At 70.0% G+C, this 16,512-nt stretch carries 14 protein-coding genes; 8 read left to right on the forward strand and 6 right to left on the reverse strand.

From position 1 onward, the window contains the following. Window positions 1–100: 100 nt before the first annotated feature. Entirely contained in the window at window positions 101–868 is a 768-nt protein-coding gene (locus tag KEG38_RS27210; protein WP_272422845.1) for a hypothetical protein, read from the reverse strand. A 107-nt stretch (window positions 869–975) separates the two neighbouring features. On the opposite strand from KEG38_RS27210, the gene mltG reads away from it, so the two are divergent. The 6 genes from mltG (at window position 976) to KEG38_RS27240 (ending at window position 7,084) form a co-directional block, all read left to right on the forward strand. After that, the gene (gene mltG, locus KEG38_RS27215; RefSeq protein ID WP_272422846.1) at window positions 976–2,220 is read left to right on the forward strand and encodes an endolytic transglycosylase MltG; all 1,245 of its coding nucleotides are present in this window, start codon (window positions 976–978) and stop codon (window positions 2,218–2,220) included. Next, window positions 2,217–2,852, forward strand: a complete 636-nt coding sequence (locus KEG38_RS27220; RefSeq protein ID WP_272422847.1) for a hypothetical protein — start codon at window positions 2,217–2,219, stop codon at window positions 2,850–2,852. Before mltG ends, KEG38_RS27220 begins: the two co-directional genes overlap by 4 nt. A gap of 71 nt (window positions 2,853–2,923) precedes the next feature. Next, window positions 2,924–4,273: a hypothetical protein gene (locus tag KEG38_RS27225; RefSeq protein WP_272422848.1), complete on the forward strand. Its 1,350-nt coding sequence runs from the start codon at window positions 2,924–2,926 to the stop codon at window positions 4,271–4,273. A gap of 26 nt (window positions 4,274–4,299) precedes the next feature. Next, the gene (locus tag KEG38_RS27230) at window positions 4,300–5,130 is read left to right on the forward strand and encodes a hypothetical protein (protein ID WP_272422849.1); all 831 of its coding nucleotides are present in this window, start codon (window positions 4,300–4,302) and stop codon (window positions 5,128–5,130) included. Between the two features lie 199 nt (window positions 5,131–5,329). Next, window positions 5,330–6,478, forward strand: coding sequence for a hypothetical protein (locus tag KEG38_RS27235; protein ID WP_272422850.1), 1,149 nt, complete (start codon window positions 5,330–5,332; stop codon window positions 6,476–6,478). Window positions 6,479–6,490: 12 nt separating this feature from the next. Then, window positions 6,491–7,084: a GTP-binding protein gene (locus KEG38_RS27240; RefSeq protein ID WP_272422851.1), complete on the forward strand. Its 594-nt coding sequence runs from the start codon at window positions 6,491–6,493 to the stop codon at window positions 7,082–7,084. Here KEG38_RS27240 and KEG38_RS27245 read toward each other — a convergent pair whose 3' ends face one another. Both KEG38_RS27245 and KEG38_RS27250 read right to left on the reverse strand, forming a co-directional pair. Continuing rightward, window positions 7,085–8,164 carry a hypothetical protein gene (locus KEG38_RS27245; protein WP_272422852.1) on the reverse strand — a complete coding sequence of 360 codons (1,080 nt, stop codon included), beginning with the start codon at window positions 8,162–8,164 and terminating at the stop codon, window positions 7,085–7,087. It abuts the gene before it with no gap. Window positions 8,165–8,166: 2 nt separating this feature from the next. Next, complete coding sequence (locus KEG38_RS27250; RefSeq protein WP_272422853.1) at window positions 8,167–9,588, reverse strand: c-type cytochrome; 1,422 nt, start codon at window positions 9,586–9,588, stop codon at window positions 8,167–8,169. A gap of 161 nt (window positions 9,589–9,749) precedes the next feature. Here KEG38_RS27250 and KEG38_RS55655 point away from each other — a divergent pair, with 161 nt between their 5' ends. After that, window positions 9,750–10,871 carry an SUMF1/EgtB/PvdO family nonheme iron enzyme gene (locus KEG38_RS55655; RefSeq protein ID WP_272422854.1) on the forward strand — a complete coding sequence of 374 codons (1,122 nt, stop codon included), beginning with the start codon at window positions 9,750–9,752 and terminating at the stop codon, window positions 10,869–10,871. Here KEG38_RS55655 and KEG38_RS27260 read toward each other — a convergent pair. Then, window positions 10,857–11,387 carry an RNA polymerase sigma factor gene (locus tag KEG38_RS27260; RefSeq protein ID WP_272422855.1) on the reverse strand — a complete coding sequence of 177 codons (531 nt, stop codon included), beginning with the start codon at window positions 11,385–11,387 and terminating at the stop codon, window positions 10,857–10,859. The two genes, KEG38_RS55655 and KEG38_RS27260, sit on opposite strands and share 15 nt — an antisense overlap. A gap of 80 nt (window positions 11,388–11,467) precedes the next feature. Further along, window positions 11,468–14,629 (reverse strand): AAA family ATPase, encoded by a 3,162-nt coding sequence (locus KEG38_RS27265; RefSeq protein WP_272422856.1) that lies wholly within the window; start codon window positions 14,627–14,629, stop codon window positions 11,468–11,470. A 232-nt stretch (window positions 14,630–14,861) separates the two neighbouring features. On the opposite strand from KEG38_RS27265, the gene KEG38_RS27270 reads away from it, so the two are divergent. Next, complete coding sequence (locus KEG38_RS27270; RefSeq protein ID WP_272422857.1) at window positions 14,862–15,434, forward strand: GNAT family N-acetyltransferase; 573 nt, start codon at window positions 14,862–14,864, stop codon at window positions 15,432–15,434. Between the two features lie 12 nt (window positions 15,435–15,446). Here KEG38_RS27270 and KEG38_RS27275 read toward each other — a convergent pair whose 3' ends face one another. Beyond that, window positions 15,447–16,508 carry a glucokinase gene (locus tag KEG38_RS27275; protein ID WP_272422858.1) on the reverse strand — a complete coding sequence of 354 codons (1,062 nt, stop codon included), beginning with the start codon at window positions 16,506–16,508 and terminating at the stop codon, window positions 15,447–15,449. Window positions 16,509–16,512 lie beyond the last annotated feature (4 nt).

The raw sequence follows: 16,512 nt of genomic DNA on the forward strand, positions 1-16,512 counted from the left end.
GCGCAGTTGCTCGGCCTGCGGTCCAGGCCGTGCCTGGTCCGGGGTGCAGGGGGCGGACAGCCCCCTGCTGGGGTGCGGGGCAACGCCCCGCGCGTCCCTCTCAGCCGTCCGCGCCTGTCTCCGCCCTCGTCGCTGCCAGCTCGAACTCGTTCGTTTCGCCTGGCTGCCGCGACGAGGGCTTGAGCCTCCCTGCCAGCTCCTCCAGGTCTGCCAGCGCGAACGTTGACGACAGGACTGCTGCCCCGCGGCTGAACGCGCGATCGTTCGCCTCCATTGCTACCCGCTTCTGCCGAAGCGTCGCCTCGGCCTCGCGCGCCTCGCGTGCCACTGCTGCGAGCGCCTTCTCCAGCGGTGGAAGCTCGAGCTCGAGCTCCTCGGCGAAGGCCTCCCGATCGAGCGACAGCCCCCGCCGCCGTGGCGCTGGCAGCCGCACCGACTCGTCGCGCAGGGCGTCGAGCACTGAGCGCCCGATCGTCGCGAGCACCGAGGGATCCGTTGGCACCGCCTCGAGCAGGTGCAGCCGCGGCAAACCTGCCATCCCGCACGTCGTCTCTACCGCTGCGCGCAGATCGACCAGGATCCGCCGCACCTTCTCCACTGCCTCGTCCCGCGCCTTGCGCGGCGCTGCGTCGTCTGCGAGCTCCCGCTCGTGGGCTGCGTCGGCGCGCACGAGTGCCTCGTTTTCCGTCGCGATCAGGCGCCCCACGAGGCGCAGGAGCAGCGACACGTCCGGCATCTCCTCGTCGGGCCGGAGGTGCGGCGAGAGCAGCTCGGCGATGCGCGTCGCGACCTCGTTGGCGTGCGTGTGAGCTGCCGCGGTCACGGCGCGCGCGGACTTCTGCCGATCGGTGACGGCCTTGGATGCCATGCGGGGAAAGGACCTCCTCGACTGCTGCATCATCGCCCTCGGAGCCGCTCCGTGGCAACGTTCGGCTTGACGCCCTTCGGCGTTTGATGCTTTGCACCGTGGCTGTCGTGCCTACGAGAGCTCCGTCTTCCCCCGGGCGTCGCCGCCGCCGCGCGTCGCCCCAAGCGCCTTCCGAGGCCGGCGCGCGGAGCTCGTCGTCCGCGCCGTCGCCTTCGCCGCGGAAAGTCCGCCCGCGCCTCTCGCGGCGTGCCCGCTCGGCCCTCTTCGCGCTTGCGGGCGCGGTGGGCGCGGTCGGCCTCTCGGTGCTCGCCCTCGTCCTCGGTTACGGCCACCTTCACGCGCCCGATGCGGGCACCATGGTCGAGATCGACTGGCCGGCTGGGCTCGACAGCGACCAGGCCGCGGCGCTGCTCGCCCGGCATGGCCTCGTCCGCAGCGAGGGCGCGATGGCCATGTTTCTGCGCACGACGGGCGGCACGAGCGCGTTCGTCTCCGGCCCGCACCTCCTCCCGCAGGGCCTCGATCCCTGGGATCTCCGCCACCTCCTCGAACGTTCGCCCAAGCGCCCCACCACGCGCGTCACCATCCCCGAGGGGTTTCACCGGTTCGACATCGCGACGCGCCTCGAAAAACTCCGCGTCGCTGGCAAGAACGCCTTCCTCCGCGCGAGCGCCGATCCGCTCTTGCTCGACGAGCTCGGCATCGAGCGCAAGGGCGCGCTCGGGATCGAGAGCGCCGAGGGATACCTCTTTCCGGCGACGTACGATTTCCCGCTCGACACCGATCCCAGAGAGATCGTCCGCCGTCTCGTCACGGAGGCCGATCGCCGCTGGGCTGCGCTCGCCACCCAGCATGCCGCGGGCTTCGCGTCGCTCCGCAATACGCTCGGGTATGGCCGCCGCGAGGTCTTGACCCTTGCCTCGATCGTCGAGAAAGAGGCGGCCCAGCCGGATGAGCGCCCGCTCATCGCGAGCGTTTTTCTGAACCGGCTGCTCGATCCCACGTTCAAGCCGAAGCGCCTGCAATCGGATCCTACCGCGGCTTACGCTTGTTTTTCCGAGCCCGACGTCGTCCCGGCCTGCGCCGGCTTCACGGGCAAGATCACCCCGGCCATCAACCGGGATTCGAAGAATCGATACAGCACGTATGTGAACGACGGATTGCCGCCCGGTCCCATCGCGAACCCCGGCGCTCCGTCCATCGAGGCCGTGCTCGCGCCTGCGGCGACGAAATACCTCTATTTCGTGGCCAAAGGCGGCGGCCGGCACACCTTCAGCGAGGCGCTCGACCAGCACAACGAGGCCGTCCGCAAGCTGCGCGCGACCACGACGAGCGCCGAGAGACCCGAATGAACCCCCCCGATCGAAAGCGCCAAACGTTCGTCTCGAAAAACATTCTGCGGCTCGCCTGCCTCGTGGCCGCGCCGATCCTCGTGGCCTGCTCGGGCGCCACCGCTCCCGATGGCTCCGCGCCCGCGCCGACGACCACGGCCGCCGCGCCCGCGTCCGCCGTCGCGCCTGCGCCCGCGTCCGCTGCCGCGCCCGCGTCCGCGTCCGCCGCCGTGCCCGAGCCTGCTGCCTCGGCTGCCCCTTCGGCGTCCGCCTCCGCGGCGGCCCCGGAAGCGCCGCCGGCCGAGGCTGCGCCGCTCCCGGCCGTCAAGGTCAAGAACATCGGAATGCACATCGGCGGCGGACCGAACGACGACGCCACGAAGGCTCCTTTCAACCGCTCGGTCGAGCCCCATTTCGACGAACTCCGCCGCTGCTTCGCCAAGGTCGACGATCTCAAGAAGGGCGGCGATTTCGGCGTCGACCTCCTCGTCGATGGCAAGGGCGGCAAGGCCCAGGTCTCCCACCCCCGCACCGCGCTCAAGGGCGAAGGGTTCGTGCCTTGTGTCGTCGGCGTTTTCGAAGCCATTGAATTTCTGCGGCCGAAGGGCGGCAAAAAGACGATGGTCAGTTATTCGATCCGTTTCACGCCCTGAGCTTGTCTCGCCTCGCCTGCGCGCCATACTCCTCCGGCTTCGAGCCACCCTTCTTCTGCGAGGTCATCGACATGCGCTTCCTTCCTCGTTTGGCGGTTCTCCGTTCGGCCCTCCTGTTCTCGGGCCTCGTCTCTCTGGCCGCTCTTGGCCCGATCGGCTGCGCGGCGAGCAACGAGACACCCGGCGTGGGCGGCGGCGGCGAAGGAGGCGACGGCGCCCAGGGAGGGTCGGGCGGCTCGGGCGGCACGGGCGGGACGATGGTCGGCCCCGGCGGGACGGGCGGCACGGGCGGCACGGGCGGGATGATGACCGGCTCCGGTGGGGCTGGCGGGTCGGCGGGCAGCGGCGGCGGCGGCGGCGCTGGCGGTAGCGGGGGAATGGGCGGCGGGCAGAATGGCACGGCGACGAAGGTCGTCAGCGTGTACGGCAGCGGCAGCGCCGTCATCGCGAATGAGACGGACCTCGCATCGGGCGCGCCGAAGTCGACGCCCTGGCAGGTGCAGAGCACGGACGCGATCGGCCTCGCCTCCGACGGCGCGGGCACCGGCATCTGCGTGCTCCGATCGAGCGCGGCGGGCGAGTTGCGGGTCGCGTTTTATTCGGCCGGGGCGTGGACGCCCGGGTTCAACGAAGCCCCGCCGGCGCTGGAGGCGGGCCTCGCGAGCCAGGGCGGGCCGCAGGTCGCGGCGGCCGGCGGCATCGGGCACCTCGTCTATCGGGGCACGGACGGATTTTATTATTATGGCCGCCTCCAGAACAAGCTCTGGGTGAGCAAGAAGGAGGCGATCACCGCGAATGGACAACCATCGTCGGGCCCGAATCCGCCGGCCGTGGCGGCGATCGGCAATGCGCCCGTGATCGCGTTCGTCGGCGCGGATGGGACGTTTTACGATCAATCGCGGGCTGGCGGCGCCTGGTCGGCCCCGACGCCGCATCCGATCGGCGGCAAGGCCGCGACCGCGACGCCCGGCATCGTCGCGCTCGACTCCGGCCCGGAGCTCGTCGCGGTCTTCGCGAACGAGGCGGGCAGCCTGCACTGGCTCTCCCGCAAGGGGATCGTCTGGACAAACCCCCAGCCCATCGAGGGCGCCTCTTCGCTGGATCAACCGAGCCTCGCGCCGCTGCCCGGCGGCGGCGCGTTGCTCGCGTATCGCGGCACGGATCAGCGCCTCTACACGGCGCGGCTTTCGACCGGCGACGCGCCGACCTGGTCCGTCCCGGTGCAGGGCGCGGGCGGGGGGAATCCGATCCTCGTCGTGCCGCCGGCCATTACGCGCGGCGGCAAGGGGGCCGAGGTCGAAATGATTTACGCCGACAACCTGAACAGCGTGTATTCGACGCGCCTCGTCGGCGGCGCGTGGCTCCCCCGCGCATTCGCGGGCAGCGCCTCGGGCCGGATCGCGATCGCCACCCTGCCTTGACCCGGCCGTGCTAGCGTGCGGCCCTCATGACCCACGCGCAAGACGACCTCACGCTGGCCCGCACCGGCGGCGTCCTTGTCCTCCGCGACAACACCTGGAGCGATTGCGCCATCGACGGCATGCGCGGCGATTTCCGCCGCCTCACGTCTCCGGGCACCCGCGGCTTCTGCAACGTGAGTTCCGGCCGCCATCACGTCGTCACGAACCACGAGGACGAGCCCATCGTCCTCGATCTCGTCCTCTACCCCGGCGAGACCCTCGTCCGGCGGCTCGACGTCGACGAGCGCGAGTTCGTGCTCGATGATCCGGAGACCGAAAAGAAATACCTCGCGCTCGCGGCGGGCGGCAGCCGCGGGGCCATGGCGAGCGCGCTCGTCGATTACGAGAAGGCGATCATCGCCGCGCGGGGCCGCGCGCCCGAGCTCTTGCCCGACGAGATCGCGAGGCGCGTCGGCGCCGTCTTCGTCACGGCTGCGGAGCAGGCGGCGCTCGGCGTCGATCAGGGCGTGCTCATGGAGCAGACCTACAAGGCCGGCCTCGAGCTCATCGGCCACGTCATGCTCTTCTCGCACATTCAGAAGTTCGTCGGCCTCTTCTCCATGTCGGCCTCGAAGCACGCGATGGAGGGCCATTACGAGCTCGCGGCGCGGATCACGCTTCTCGGCCTCTCCATTCTCCCGGGTGAGCCCTGGCTCCTCGACCTGCTCGCGAACTTGTATTCGGACGGAGGCGCGCCGGTCTCGGCGCTTCCGTTCAGCGAGGAGGCGCTCCGGCGCGCGCACGTGCTCCCTGAGAAGCTCGCCCAGCAGATCCGGGCGACCTACGCGGAGATCTCGGTCGCGGCCCAGGGAAGTTGACGGGCGAGCTTGACAGGATGACGCCCTCTCCGTAGATTACGAGATACCGGTCAGGAAGAAGGAACCGCCGTTCCACCGACCGACGAGTCACGGCGGGCCGCCCTCGGGCGACGACGAACAACCCCAGCGCTGGACATGGATCACATTGCGGAGCGACGGCTCCACGAATGTCGATTTCCGTCCGGTATAGGGGGTCCGCGTGAAACGAACGGAAATCGATGCCCTGGTGCGCGCGCACCGGGGGCGGGCTCGTCCCGTGGCTTTTTTGCATGTCCTCCGCCAGGCCAGGCTCGACGAGGACGATCAATCCTTTTTGCGCGAGCACGTCGCCGAGCTCGGCGTCCCTGATTTGCTCGCCTGGCGCGCGCGCTGCGAGCCGGGCTTCACCGGTACGGTTTTGCGCGCGCTCGCCCGGATCGCGCTCGAAGATCCGTCGCAATTCGAACACGAGGTCCTCGACGCGCCGCGATTCTCGCTCCACGACGACGAGTGGATCGAGCTCGCCGACCTCACGCGCGGCAAGGTCCCGCCGCGTATCTTCGAGCGAATCACCGCCCGCCGCGTCCGCGCCGAGGTCCCCCAAGAAAAGGAGAGCGCGGCGCTCCCGACGGACGATTTCGACCTGGCCGGCTTCCTCGAATCGAGCCTCGCCGAAATCGCGCCGGCAGGAGCCGGCCTCGCGACGCCGATCGACGCCTCGCTCGCGCCGGAGGCCATCGTCGAGCGTGCGCGGAATGCGTGGAGCCCGGAGGAGCGCGTCATGCTGCTCGAATGGGCTGCCGCGCACGGCGTGCCACGAAAACCCCTCGTGGAGATCGCCGTCGCCGCGATCCGCGCGGGCGAGATGGATCCACGACTCCGCGCCTTCGTCGCCTCGCAGGTCGGGACACGCGCCGCCTGGGACGCGCATGGGCTCGACGTCGTGCTCGCGTTCCTCGACCGGAGCGCATATTCCTCCCTCTCGGAACTTTGCGCCCTCGTATGGAGCGCGGCCCGCGGCGCGCCCGCGGTGCGCGGCGTTCCCGGTCGCGACGAGCCGCAAGGATTGCTCTCCGCGATGAGCGCGGCCTTCGCCGCGGCGCTCGTCCACGTGGCCCGCGAATCCCTGGTCGCGTCTTTGCCTGCGCGCGCGATGGCCGCTCTCTCGGCGCTCGCTTGCCTCGCCCCGCCGCCGCGCCTCTCGCGCACCATCTTCGACCTCCTCCGCGCGCCCGGCGTCGCGGGCGAGGTCCTCGCGCTCGTCGAGCTCAACGTGCGGCTCGTCAAGCATTCGAGCGCCCGGGATGCCTCGTTCGAGAGCATCGTGGCCGCCATTCATTGTCTCGCCGACGCGGGGCCCGAGGCGTGAGGAGGGGGCGACATGGCATTCGTCAACGTCCCCTCGCGGGAGATCTTTCTCAAGATCGTGTACTACGGCGCGGGTTTGTGCGGAAAAACCGCGAACGTCGAGCACGTCCACGCGCGCGCCCCCGAGGCGTCGCGGGGCAATCTCGTTTCGCTGAAGACCGAGAGCGAACGGACGCTCTTCTTCGATTTCATGCCCCTCGAGGTCGGCCAGATCCGCGGGTATCGCGTCCGGCTACACCTCTACACGGTACCCGGGCAGGTGTTTTACAAGGCGAGCCGCAAGCTCATCCTGAAGGGCGTCGACGGTGTCGTCTTCGTCGTCGATTCGCAGACCGCGCGGCTCGAAGCGAACGTCGAGGCCCTGGAGGATCTCGGGGACAACCTCGCGGAGCTCGGCGCCGCGCGGGGGGAGATCCCGTGCGTCGTGCAATACAACAAGCGTGATCTGCCCGAGATCGAGCCCATCCCGCGCCTGCGGGAACTGCTCAATCCGATGGGAGCGCCCGAAGTCGAGAGCGCGGCGAAGAGCGGCGTGGGCGTGATGGAGACGCTGCAGGCGGTGTCGCGCAGCGTGCTTCAGCGGATGGGCGGCCGGAAGGTCGCCTGATCAGGCGGCGGGTCGCTCGGCCCGCGTGAGCGCCGTCCGGATCGCCCAGATGGCGAGCACCGCATTCACCAGGAAAAACCCGAGGAAGAGCCACCGGCCCGAAACCTGGGCGGCCCGCGCGTGCTCCGGATACAGCGCTGCGAAATCAACGGCCGTGATGCGCAGGACCTCGCGCACGACCGTCGTCCCGAGGATCACGAAAAACAGCCCCGCCGACGCGATCCCCAGCCATTTTCCTCGGTTTTCCTGGGCCCGATACAGCCCGATGAACCCCGCGCCCTCCACGACGACCCCGACGGCCGCCGCGACGAACCACGGCAAGGCCATCGGCCCGACCGCATGCGCCCTCGCCGCGGGCCCCACGAGCATTGCGTATCCCGCGGCGCACGCCCCCGCGACGACGAGCCCGCCGAGGCCGAGACGCGAAAGGCGCTGGAATGTCGCCGTCTCCACGGGCGATCCGGCGCGATCGCGTCGATGAAGCTGCCAGCCGAGCAAAACCGCGAGCGTCGGCAACGCGCCGAGCGTCCAGAGCAGCATGCGCGGCAGGATCTCGCGATTCTCGTAGATCATCGACTTCGACGCGTACATCGGCGCCCACGCCCCCTCGCTCCGCGCGAGCAGGTAATTTTCGGTCCACGAGAGCGCGGTGAACAGAAAACACGCGAGCGCCCCCGTCGTCACGAGCAGCTTGAGCCGCGGCCGTGCCTTCACGAACGCCGTCTTCTGCGCGTAGAGCAGGTAAAACCCGACGATGAGCGCCGGCAGGATGAGCATCCAGCGGTGGAAGAGCAGCAGGTTCGCCGTGTAAAACGCTTTCTTGTAGAGGATCTGGATGAAGAGGAGCGGCGCGACCCCGGCCGTGATCGCGGCCGAGAGCGCGAACGGCAGCCAGTCGCGGAGCAGGTCCGCGAGCACGTCGCTCGTCCCTGCTTTGCCGCGAATCTGCCGGAACAAAAGGACGCCCGTCCCCGCGAGCACGTAGTTCATGAACACCACGTGCGCGACGAGCGTGAGCACGTACGTCGCGAGGTAAAACGCGGTCGGCCCGGGGAAACCGAAGGGGAAGGGGGCGTCCATGATTACCTCTTTTTCTCCGACGCGGCCGCGTATCCCGGCGCCGTGCCGGCCTCGTCGAGCCAGCGCTTGATCTGCGCGAGCGTGGCCGGATCGCGGGTGACCTCGAAGTCCTTGGGCCTCGAAGCGGCCTCCCACTCGATGAACCGCACGAGCGCTTCGAGCTCCTCGGGCGTGCCGGCGAACGGCGGCATGAAGGGCTTCGTGTGCTGGAGTTTCGCCACGTTGAGCCGCGTCTGCTCCTCCGTCCACGTGCCCGCGAGGTGCACGAGCCCGTTCACGCCGCCCACCGTGTGGCAGACGCTGCACTGGAAACGATAGACCTTCGCCCCGAGGAGCACCTGATCATTCGGGTAATCGGCCGCGTCCCGCAGCGGGTAGGGATCGTGCGTGACCGAGCCTTGTTCGCGCAGCGTCAGGATCTCGGCGGGCGTCATGGCGTTCGAATAAAGCGTCTCGCGCACGGTGAAGGGCTTGCGCGCGCCCTCGCGGACGAACTCGCCGCCCGCGGTCGCCACGAATCCGAGCACGATGAGCAAGGACGCCGTCGCGCTGTTGATGTAAAGGCGGCGGAGGAGCAGGCCGAAGAGCGCGTAGAGGCCGACGAGCAGCGAGGCGCCCGCGCCCAGGCCGAAAAACATGCTCATCGCGGGGCTTCCGCCGAGCACCCAGCTCCGGCTGTCCTTCGGCATCGCGAAGAGGTACCAGGCGCCGAGCAGCGGCATGAGCGCCATCGGCGCGAGCAGGTGCGCCGCCCGGTGCAAAAGCTCCTTCTGCTCGTCTCGTTCGAATGGCGAGACGCTGATGACGAGCGCCGCGACGAGCGCGGCGATGGCCATGGCCGCGAACGTGCGGAAGAAGAGCGACGGCCAGAACGTGGGGTTGAAGAAGCCGGCCCAGAGATTGCCGCTCTCGAGCCAGGCGCCCGGCGTGAGCTGCCACGAGAGAATGCCGTTGATCCAGAACAGGCTGAACCAGGCCGCCGTCGTGTAGAGCCCGAGCAAGAAGAGGCGCGAGCGCCCGTCGAGGCGATCGCCATACCGGTAGAAGCAATACCCGGCGATGACCTCGAGCGAAAAGAACGTCCACTCCGTGGCCCATACCCAGTGGAACGTGTCCACCATGAGCCCGATCGTGCGGGGGCTCGTCTGGATCGAGGTGAACCACATGCCGACGCCGGTCAAGGCGCCGACGACGAAGCTCACGAGCACGAGGACCTTGAAGTAGCCGCTCGTGAACCGCCGGGCAGACGGCAGTTTGCCCTTGCCGGACAGCCACTCGAAATACGTCATCAGCACGCCGCCGCCGATCGCGAACTGCGCGAGGAAGACGTGGAAGATGCCGAGTCCCCCGATGACCAGGCCCTTCATGAGAGGGCCGAAATCGTTCGTGGGATAGTAGGGGACGCCGAGGGGTGAGGTATCCACGGTGACGAGAAAGATGTAAGGGGTGCCCTGCGCCCTTTTCAACGGCAAAGTTGCCGCAGTCGAGCGCAAAGGCCGCGGCAGGTTGCCGCGGGGCGCGGCGCGCGCGTCCTCGTTCGTCCGAGCATCTCCGTTCGTCCCGAGACCTGCTATCGTGCGCGCCCGTGCCCGTCCGGTGGTTCGTCCTGGTCGTCGTCCTGGCGGCGCTCGCAAGCTGCAAGGCAAGCTCGAACGACGAAGTAAAACCCGCGCCGCCTAGCCCGAGCGCATCCGCCGTGCTTTCGGCCGCGCCGGTGCCCGAGGGCGGGGCCCTTGCGGCGAGCGAGAAGCGAGACGACGCGGGCGAGGCGCCGGATGCGTCAGACGCGGGCGTCGTCGACGATCGACCGCTCCACCACACGACCCAGGAAGAACTGCTCGCGTTGATCTCGATCGCGCCGGGGAAGAAATGGCGCAAGCGTGATCCGGGCGAGTTCTTGCGGCGATATGTGGGCCCCGATGGACCCGGACAAACGAACCAGGGCAACCCCGCGCTCGCGCGGCACGTGATATCGCGGGCGCAATGCCTCGAAGGGCTACGCGGGATCACGCTGCAGACGGAGGCGCAACGCGAGGCGTGCGGCGGGCACGAGAACATGGTGCCGGTGTACGAGGGCGGCGATCCCGAGAAGGCAAAGGTCTGCGTCGACGTCTTCGAGTATCCGAACCGCCCCTGCGAGCTGCCCATGGTGTGGGTGCCGCCGGCCCACGCCGCGGCGCTCTGCGAGCTGCAAGGAAAGCGCCTCTGCACGCAGGACGAGTGGGTCCTCGGCTGCCGCGGCGATCCCGGGGGAGGGGAGCCGAGCACCTACGCGTACGGGAGCGAGCTCGATCTCGACATTTGCAACACCAACAAACCCGCGGCGAAGTGGTCGGATAAACCTTGCGATCCACGGACGATCGACACGACCTGGGCCACGTGCGCGACGAACACCGAGCCGTCGGGCTCGTACCCGCGGTGCCGCTCGCGGTTCGGCGTCTTCGATCAGCACGGCAACGTGGCCGAGGCGATGACGCGCTTCGATCCCGAGGAGAACAAGGTGGTCTCGCAGCTCAAGGGCAGCGCGTTTTTCTACGTCGACGTGGCGCGCAGGCTCGACGAGCCGCCACGACGCGAGGTGTACTCGGACCACTGCGCGCACGATCCCCGCTGGCACGTGCAGCCGATCCGGAAGGCGTTCCACGTGAACTACCACCTCGGCTTTCGTTGCTGCTACGCGCGCGGCGGGCGTTCACCGGGGCGATAGCCGCTCGACGCGGGCGCGCGCCACACGTTCGAGCGTGGTGATCCGGCGGAAGGCCGCATTGCGGGTGATCCCGAACCGCAGCGCGAGCTCATCGAGCGTGGCGTCCTCCAGAAAAGAAGCGACGAACAGCGCGTGATCCTCGTCCGTCATGGGACCGAGGGCCGCGCGGACGAGGCGCGCGGCGTGCGCTCGTTCGTCCGCGTAGGATCCGGGCGCAGCGGCGAGCGCGAGCCCGCGGTGCCCGAGCTGCTCGTACCGATGGCGGCTCAGGCGGAGGAAGTTCTGGCCTAGCTGCCAGGTGATGCTGTCGAGCCAGGCGCGCATCCGCCCCTCGGGGGCGTTCTCCACCTCGTGCCAGCGCTCGAGGGCGACGACGAAGGCATGCTGGACGAGATCTTTCGCGTCCTCGCGTGAGATGCCCATGCGGCGAAGGCGCCGGCGAAGAGAGGCGGCGGTGTACGCGTAGAGCCAAGCTTGCTCCGGCGCGAACGGGTTGCGGGGAGGAAGAGGGGCCACATACCGAAATGTCTCGGCGGAGCGGCTACCGAAGAAAATGTGAGGTTTCGACAGGGACCGCAGGGGCCATCGTGGACCGCTCAGCTCGCTCCTTCGAGCTCCAGGAAAAGCACGTGCCCTGCGCGGTCTCCCGCCACGATCGAACGCCCCCCCGGCCCCGCGATCAGGGCCTCCACCGGATCACGCACCACGAGCCGCGCGACGGGCATTCCTCCCGCGAGATCCCAGACGCGGATCGTCCGGTCCTCCGAGGCGCTCACGAGGTGTCGAGAATCCCCGAGCCACGCGAGGGCACCCACGGATGCCATGTGCCCGGCGAGGACGCGGACCACGCGCCCCGCGCCGAGATCCCAGACCCGGATCGTGTGATCCTCCGACGCGCTCACCAAAAACCCGCCGTCGGGCGAGAACGCAACCGCCCGCACCGCCGCCTCGTGCCCGACGAGCTCCCCGACCTGCGCCCCGGAGCTCACGTCCCAGAGCGCGACCTGCCCCTCGGCGCTCCCCGCCGCGAGCCGATTCCCCACGCGCGCGGCGCAGAGCGGATCCCCGCTGGTCGTCGTGTAGGTCCGCACCCGCTGCCCCTCCGTGAGGTCCCACGCGCCGAGCGGCCCCTCCTGGCTCTTCGTGATCACCATCGTGGCCCGGTCGTTCACGAGCAGCGGCGCGCAGAGCGGGACGCCCGAGCGCCCGAGGGACATCGTGCCCGGCCCACGCCCCGGCAGATACGAGATCACCCACGTGAGCTGCCCCGTCGCGACGTCCCACACGCGGAGCGAGCCGTCGACCGACGCCGAGAGCACGCGCTGCCCGTCCGGGGTGACCGCCACGCCGTGCACCCACAACACGTGCCCTTGGAGCACGCCCTGCAGCTCGCCGCGCCGCGCGTCCCAGATGCGCAGCGTGTCGTCGAACGAGGCCGACACCACGAACGACCCGTCCGGCGTCGCCGCGAGCGCGCTCACCCGCTCGCGATGCCCCTCCGAGACCCCGGGCGCCACGTGCGAGCCGAGATCCCACACGCGGACCGTGCGATCTTCCCCGCCGCTGACCACGGTCCGCCCATTCTGCGAGAGCGCCACCGCTTGCACGCCTTGCGCGTGGCCGTGCAAGACCCCGAGCGGGATCCGCGCGTCGAGATCCCACACGCGAACCGTGCGATCCCACGATCCTGAGGCCAGAAAGCGCCCGTCCGGGGTCATGCCGACGCTCGTCACGCCGTCGGTGTGCCCGGGCAGAAGCTCGGGCGGGCTGCCATCGAGCGGCGCCCAGCAAAGCACGGCGTCCTCGTGCGAGGCCGCCACGAGGACGCGGCCCGCCGCCTTCATCGACACGGCCGCGCGTGGCGAAGCCGGCTCGTCGAGCGCCTTCCCGAGGCGCCCCGTCTCGACCTCCCAGAGCCCCAGCGTCGCGTCGTCGCCCGCCGACAGGCAGAACCGACCATCCGCCGTCACCGCCACGCCCTGCACGCCGCCCGTGTGCCCGTGAAGCGTCCGGACGAGCTCGCCGGTCGCGAGGCTCCACACGCGCGCTGTCCCATCCTCGGACGCCGACACGACCGTGCCCGCGCCCTCCGCGAGGGCCACCGCGTGCACGGTGCCCGTATGCCCGCGAAGCTGCCGCGTCACCCGCGCCGTCCCGAGGTCCCACACGAAAAGCGAGCCATCCGCCGCCCCCGAGACGGCCGTCCGCCCGTCCGTCGAGACGGCGAGCCCGCGGACGGGCGAGACGTGCCCGGTCAGCACGAAGAGCGCCTGTCCGGCGTCGAGATCCCACACGCGCACCGTCCGATCGTCGGACGCCGAGAGCGCGAGGCGCCCGTCCCGTGTGACCACGACCGCGTTCACCTTCGCCGCATGCCCTTCGAGCACCCGCGCCGAGGCCTCGCCGCGGCGGCTCGTCCTCGCCCGTACCCGGATCCACGGCGAACGCCGCGCCGTCAGGGCTCCCTCGAGCGCCGTGGCGAGCTTCGTCGCTTCGAGCTCCTCGGCCCGCGCCCGGAGCTGCTGCAGGAAAAACGCTGGCTCGCGCGCCGCGTCCCAGCCGAGCAGCGCGTTCGCCTCGAGGTCGAGCGCCCCGCGCATCGACGCGACCCCTCGGACCCCCGCCGCCCACGCCGAAGACGCCCGCACGTCCGCGAGCACGGCCGCGATACCCCGCTCGGCAATCTCGCTCTCGATGTTGCCGACGTCGCCGAGCGCCCGTCCCAGAGACGACGCCGCCGCCGTGCGAAGTTCGTCCCGAAAAACCGGATCGAGCACGCCCTCCACGAACGCCCGCACGTCGGGCCAGAGCCGCGCTCCCCCGGCCTCGTCGACGTCGACGAGGTTCGTCGCCGCGAGCGCCCGGACCGCCGCAAGGGCCGGCTCTCCCGGCTTTCGCCCCGCGAGCCAGGCGAGCCGCGCCGCTGGCACGAGCTCCTGTCCGCCGCACATCGAGAGCAGCGCGACGAGCTCTCGCGCCTCACCCTCGGGCACGTCGTCCCAGCCGAGCTGCATAACGACCGCGCGCGCCTTTGCGACGTCCGCGCCCGCGAGCCGCTCCGCGAGATCCGCGGCCGAACGCCCGGGCTTTCGTGCGAGCCAGCCCGCCGCGATCGACACCACGAGCGGATCGAGCGCGAGCGCCCGACAAATCCTTCGCGCCTGCTCCACCTCCGCCGCGTCGGGCTTTTCCAGTCCCGAAAGCAGGAGCTCGACCCTCGATTCCTCCGCGAGCGGGCCGAGCTCGAACGTGGGGAGCAGGAGGTTGCCCGGCGGCGCGCGCATCGTGAACAGGAGCCTGCACGCGAGTTCTGCCGGGACGAACCCGAGCACGCGCGCCGAGAGCGCGGCGGGGTCCGGCACGCCATCGATCACGAGCAGCGCGTCCGGCCGCCGGTGCAAAGCCTTGGCGAACGCCTGAACGAGCTGCCTCCGCCGATCGGAAAGAGGACCCTCCACGCGCAGTCCGATCGCCCGAGCGAGCGCCGCGAATCCCTCGTCGCAGCCCGAAGGCGCGTCGACCCAATACACGCCGCCCGGATACGCGTGTCGGTATTGATTCGCATAAGCGAGCGCGAGCGCCGTCTTTCCCGCGCCCGAGCGCCCGCAGATACCAATCGCGCGCTCCTCCCCGCGCAGCACCGCGTGCAAGAGCTCGAGCTCGCGTGAGCGCCCGACGAACGCGGGAGCCAGAGGCCGGCGGACGAGGAATGGCACGGGCGTGAACGAGCGAATGGCCATGTTTTTCGACGCGGACATAGGAATTCGTCCGCCGCGCAGTCATCATGCCCTGGTCCCGCGCCTCCGTCGAGCGTCGCGGTGCAGAATCGTTGGATGTGCAAGCATTGGACAAACGATTCGCAAAGCATGGCGCAAGGCCCGTGCACCAATGGTGAAATCGAGGAAATGCTTCGGCATTTTCGGCTGCTGCCGCCCGCAGTGTTCGTGCTTCCGTTCCCGCTGCGTTGTTCGGTTCCGCTATGCTGCGCCCATGCTCTCCCTCCGCGCCGTCTTCCGGGGCAAGCGCGTCGCCCTCCGCGCGCCCCGCGTCTCGGATGCGCCCCGCATCGTCGAGATTCGCTCGTGGTCGATCGAATTCCTGAGGCCCTGGGTGCCCGTCCCCGGCCCCGACGAATTGGACGTCCCGCTCGCGCGCGCCCGCATTCTGCGCGATCGACGCGATATCCGCGCCGACCGCCACTACCGATTCTGCATGACCCTCGGCGAGGACGGGCCCGTCATCGGCCGCGTCGCCCTCACCCAGGTGTTCCGAGGCATCTTCCAGCGCGCCGCCCTCGGCTACTGGGTCGACGTCGAGCACCATGGACAAGGCTTCACCACCGAGGGTGTAAAGCTTGCGCTCGACGTCGCCTTCCGCGAGCTCGGCCTGCACCGCATCCAGGCGGCCATCATGCCGCAGAATGCCGCGAGCCTCTCCGTCGCCCGCAAGTGCGGACTCCAGCACGAGGGCCGCGCGGCGCGTTACCTCCAGATCGCCGGCGCCTGGCAGGATCACCTGCTCTTCGCCGTCACCGCGGAGGACTGGCCCGCCGCGCCGCCGTGACGCGGGCTGGTTCTATTTGGACGAACGCTTGCGCCGCGCGACGCGCTTCGGGCGGGCAGGGGGCGCCTCGCCGTCGCCGACCAGATCCTTCGCGATGGCGAGCGCGCCGCGCACGCCGACCAGCGGATCCGTCACCACGGCGACCGGGATCTGCGCCATGAGCCCGGCGAACCGCCCCTTTTGGCGGAAACCCTCCAGGAATTGCTCCCGCCGCGAAAGCACGATGTGCCGCGCGATGTTGCCCGCCACGAACACGCCCCCGAGCGCGAGCTGCTTCAGGGCGAGGTTTCCCGCCTCGGCGCCGTAAATCGAGGCGAAGAGGTCCACCGCCTTCGCGGCCGGCTTCGACGCGCCGGACAAACCGAGCTCCGCGATCGTCGCGTTCCGATCGCCCTCCTCGAGCCGCCGCTCGTTCGCCTTCGTCTCGCGCCCGCCGCGGGCCACGAAGAAATCGTAGAGCGCGCCGAGCCCGTCGCCCGAGAGCACACGCTCGTAGCTCACGTGGTCCGGGAACCGCTTCGACAGGAACGCGAAGAACTCGGCCTCGACCGCGTCGCGCGCCGCGAAATCCGTGTGACCCCCCTCGGTCGGCAGCACCAGGTGCTTCGCCCCGTCCCATACGATCAGCGCCTCGCCGAGCCCGGTCCCGGCCGCGATCACGGCCAGGTGGTTGCCCTTCGGCTTCGGCCGCGTGTCGCCGAGCGGCACCGCGACGTCCGGGGGCAGATGCAAGCAACCGCGTGCCGCCACCGCGAGATCGTTCACGAGGACCACGCGATCGAGCGACAGGCTGCGCGCGAGCTTCACCTCGTCGAGCCGCCACGCGAGGTTCGTCACGGTCGCGACGCGATCCCGGATCGGCCCGGCCACGCCGAGCACCGCGACGGACGGGTGCGGATGATCGGCGCTCGCGAGGAAGCTCCGCGCGATCTCCTCGAACGTCCCGTGCTCGCGGCTCGGCAAGACTGCTTCGAGCAGCAACTTTTTCCCGAGGCCGTCGTAGAGCGAGAGCCGCGTCCGCGTGCCCCCGATGTCGCCGACGAGGATCGATCCGGTCCCACCGCGCTTCTTCATGATG

Source organism: Polyangium jinanense, from assembly GCF_028435265.1.
GTDB lineage: Bacteria > Myxococcota_A > Polyangia > Polyangiales > Polyangiaceae > Polyangium > Polyangium jinanense.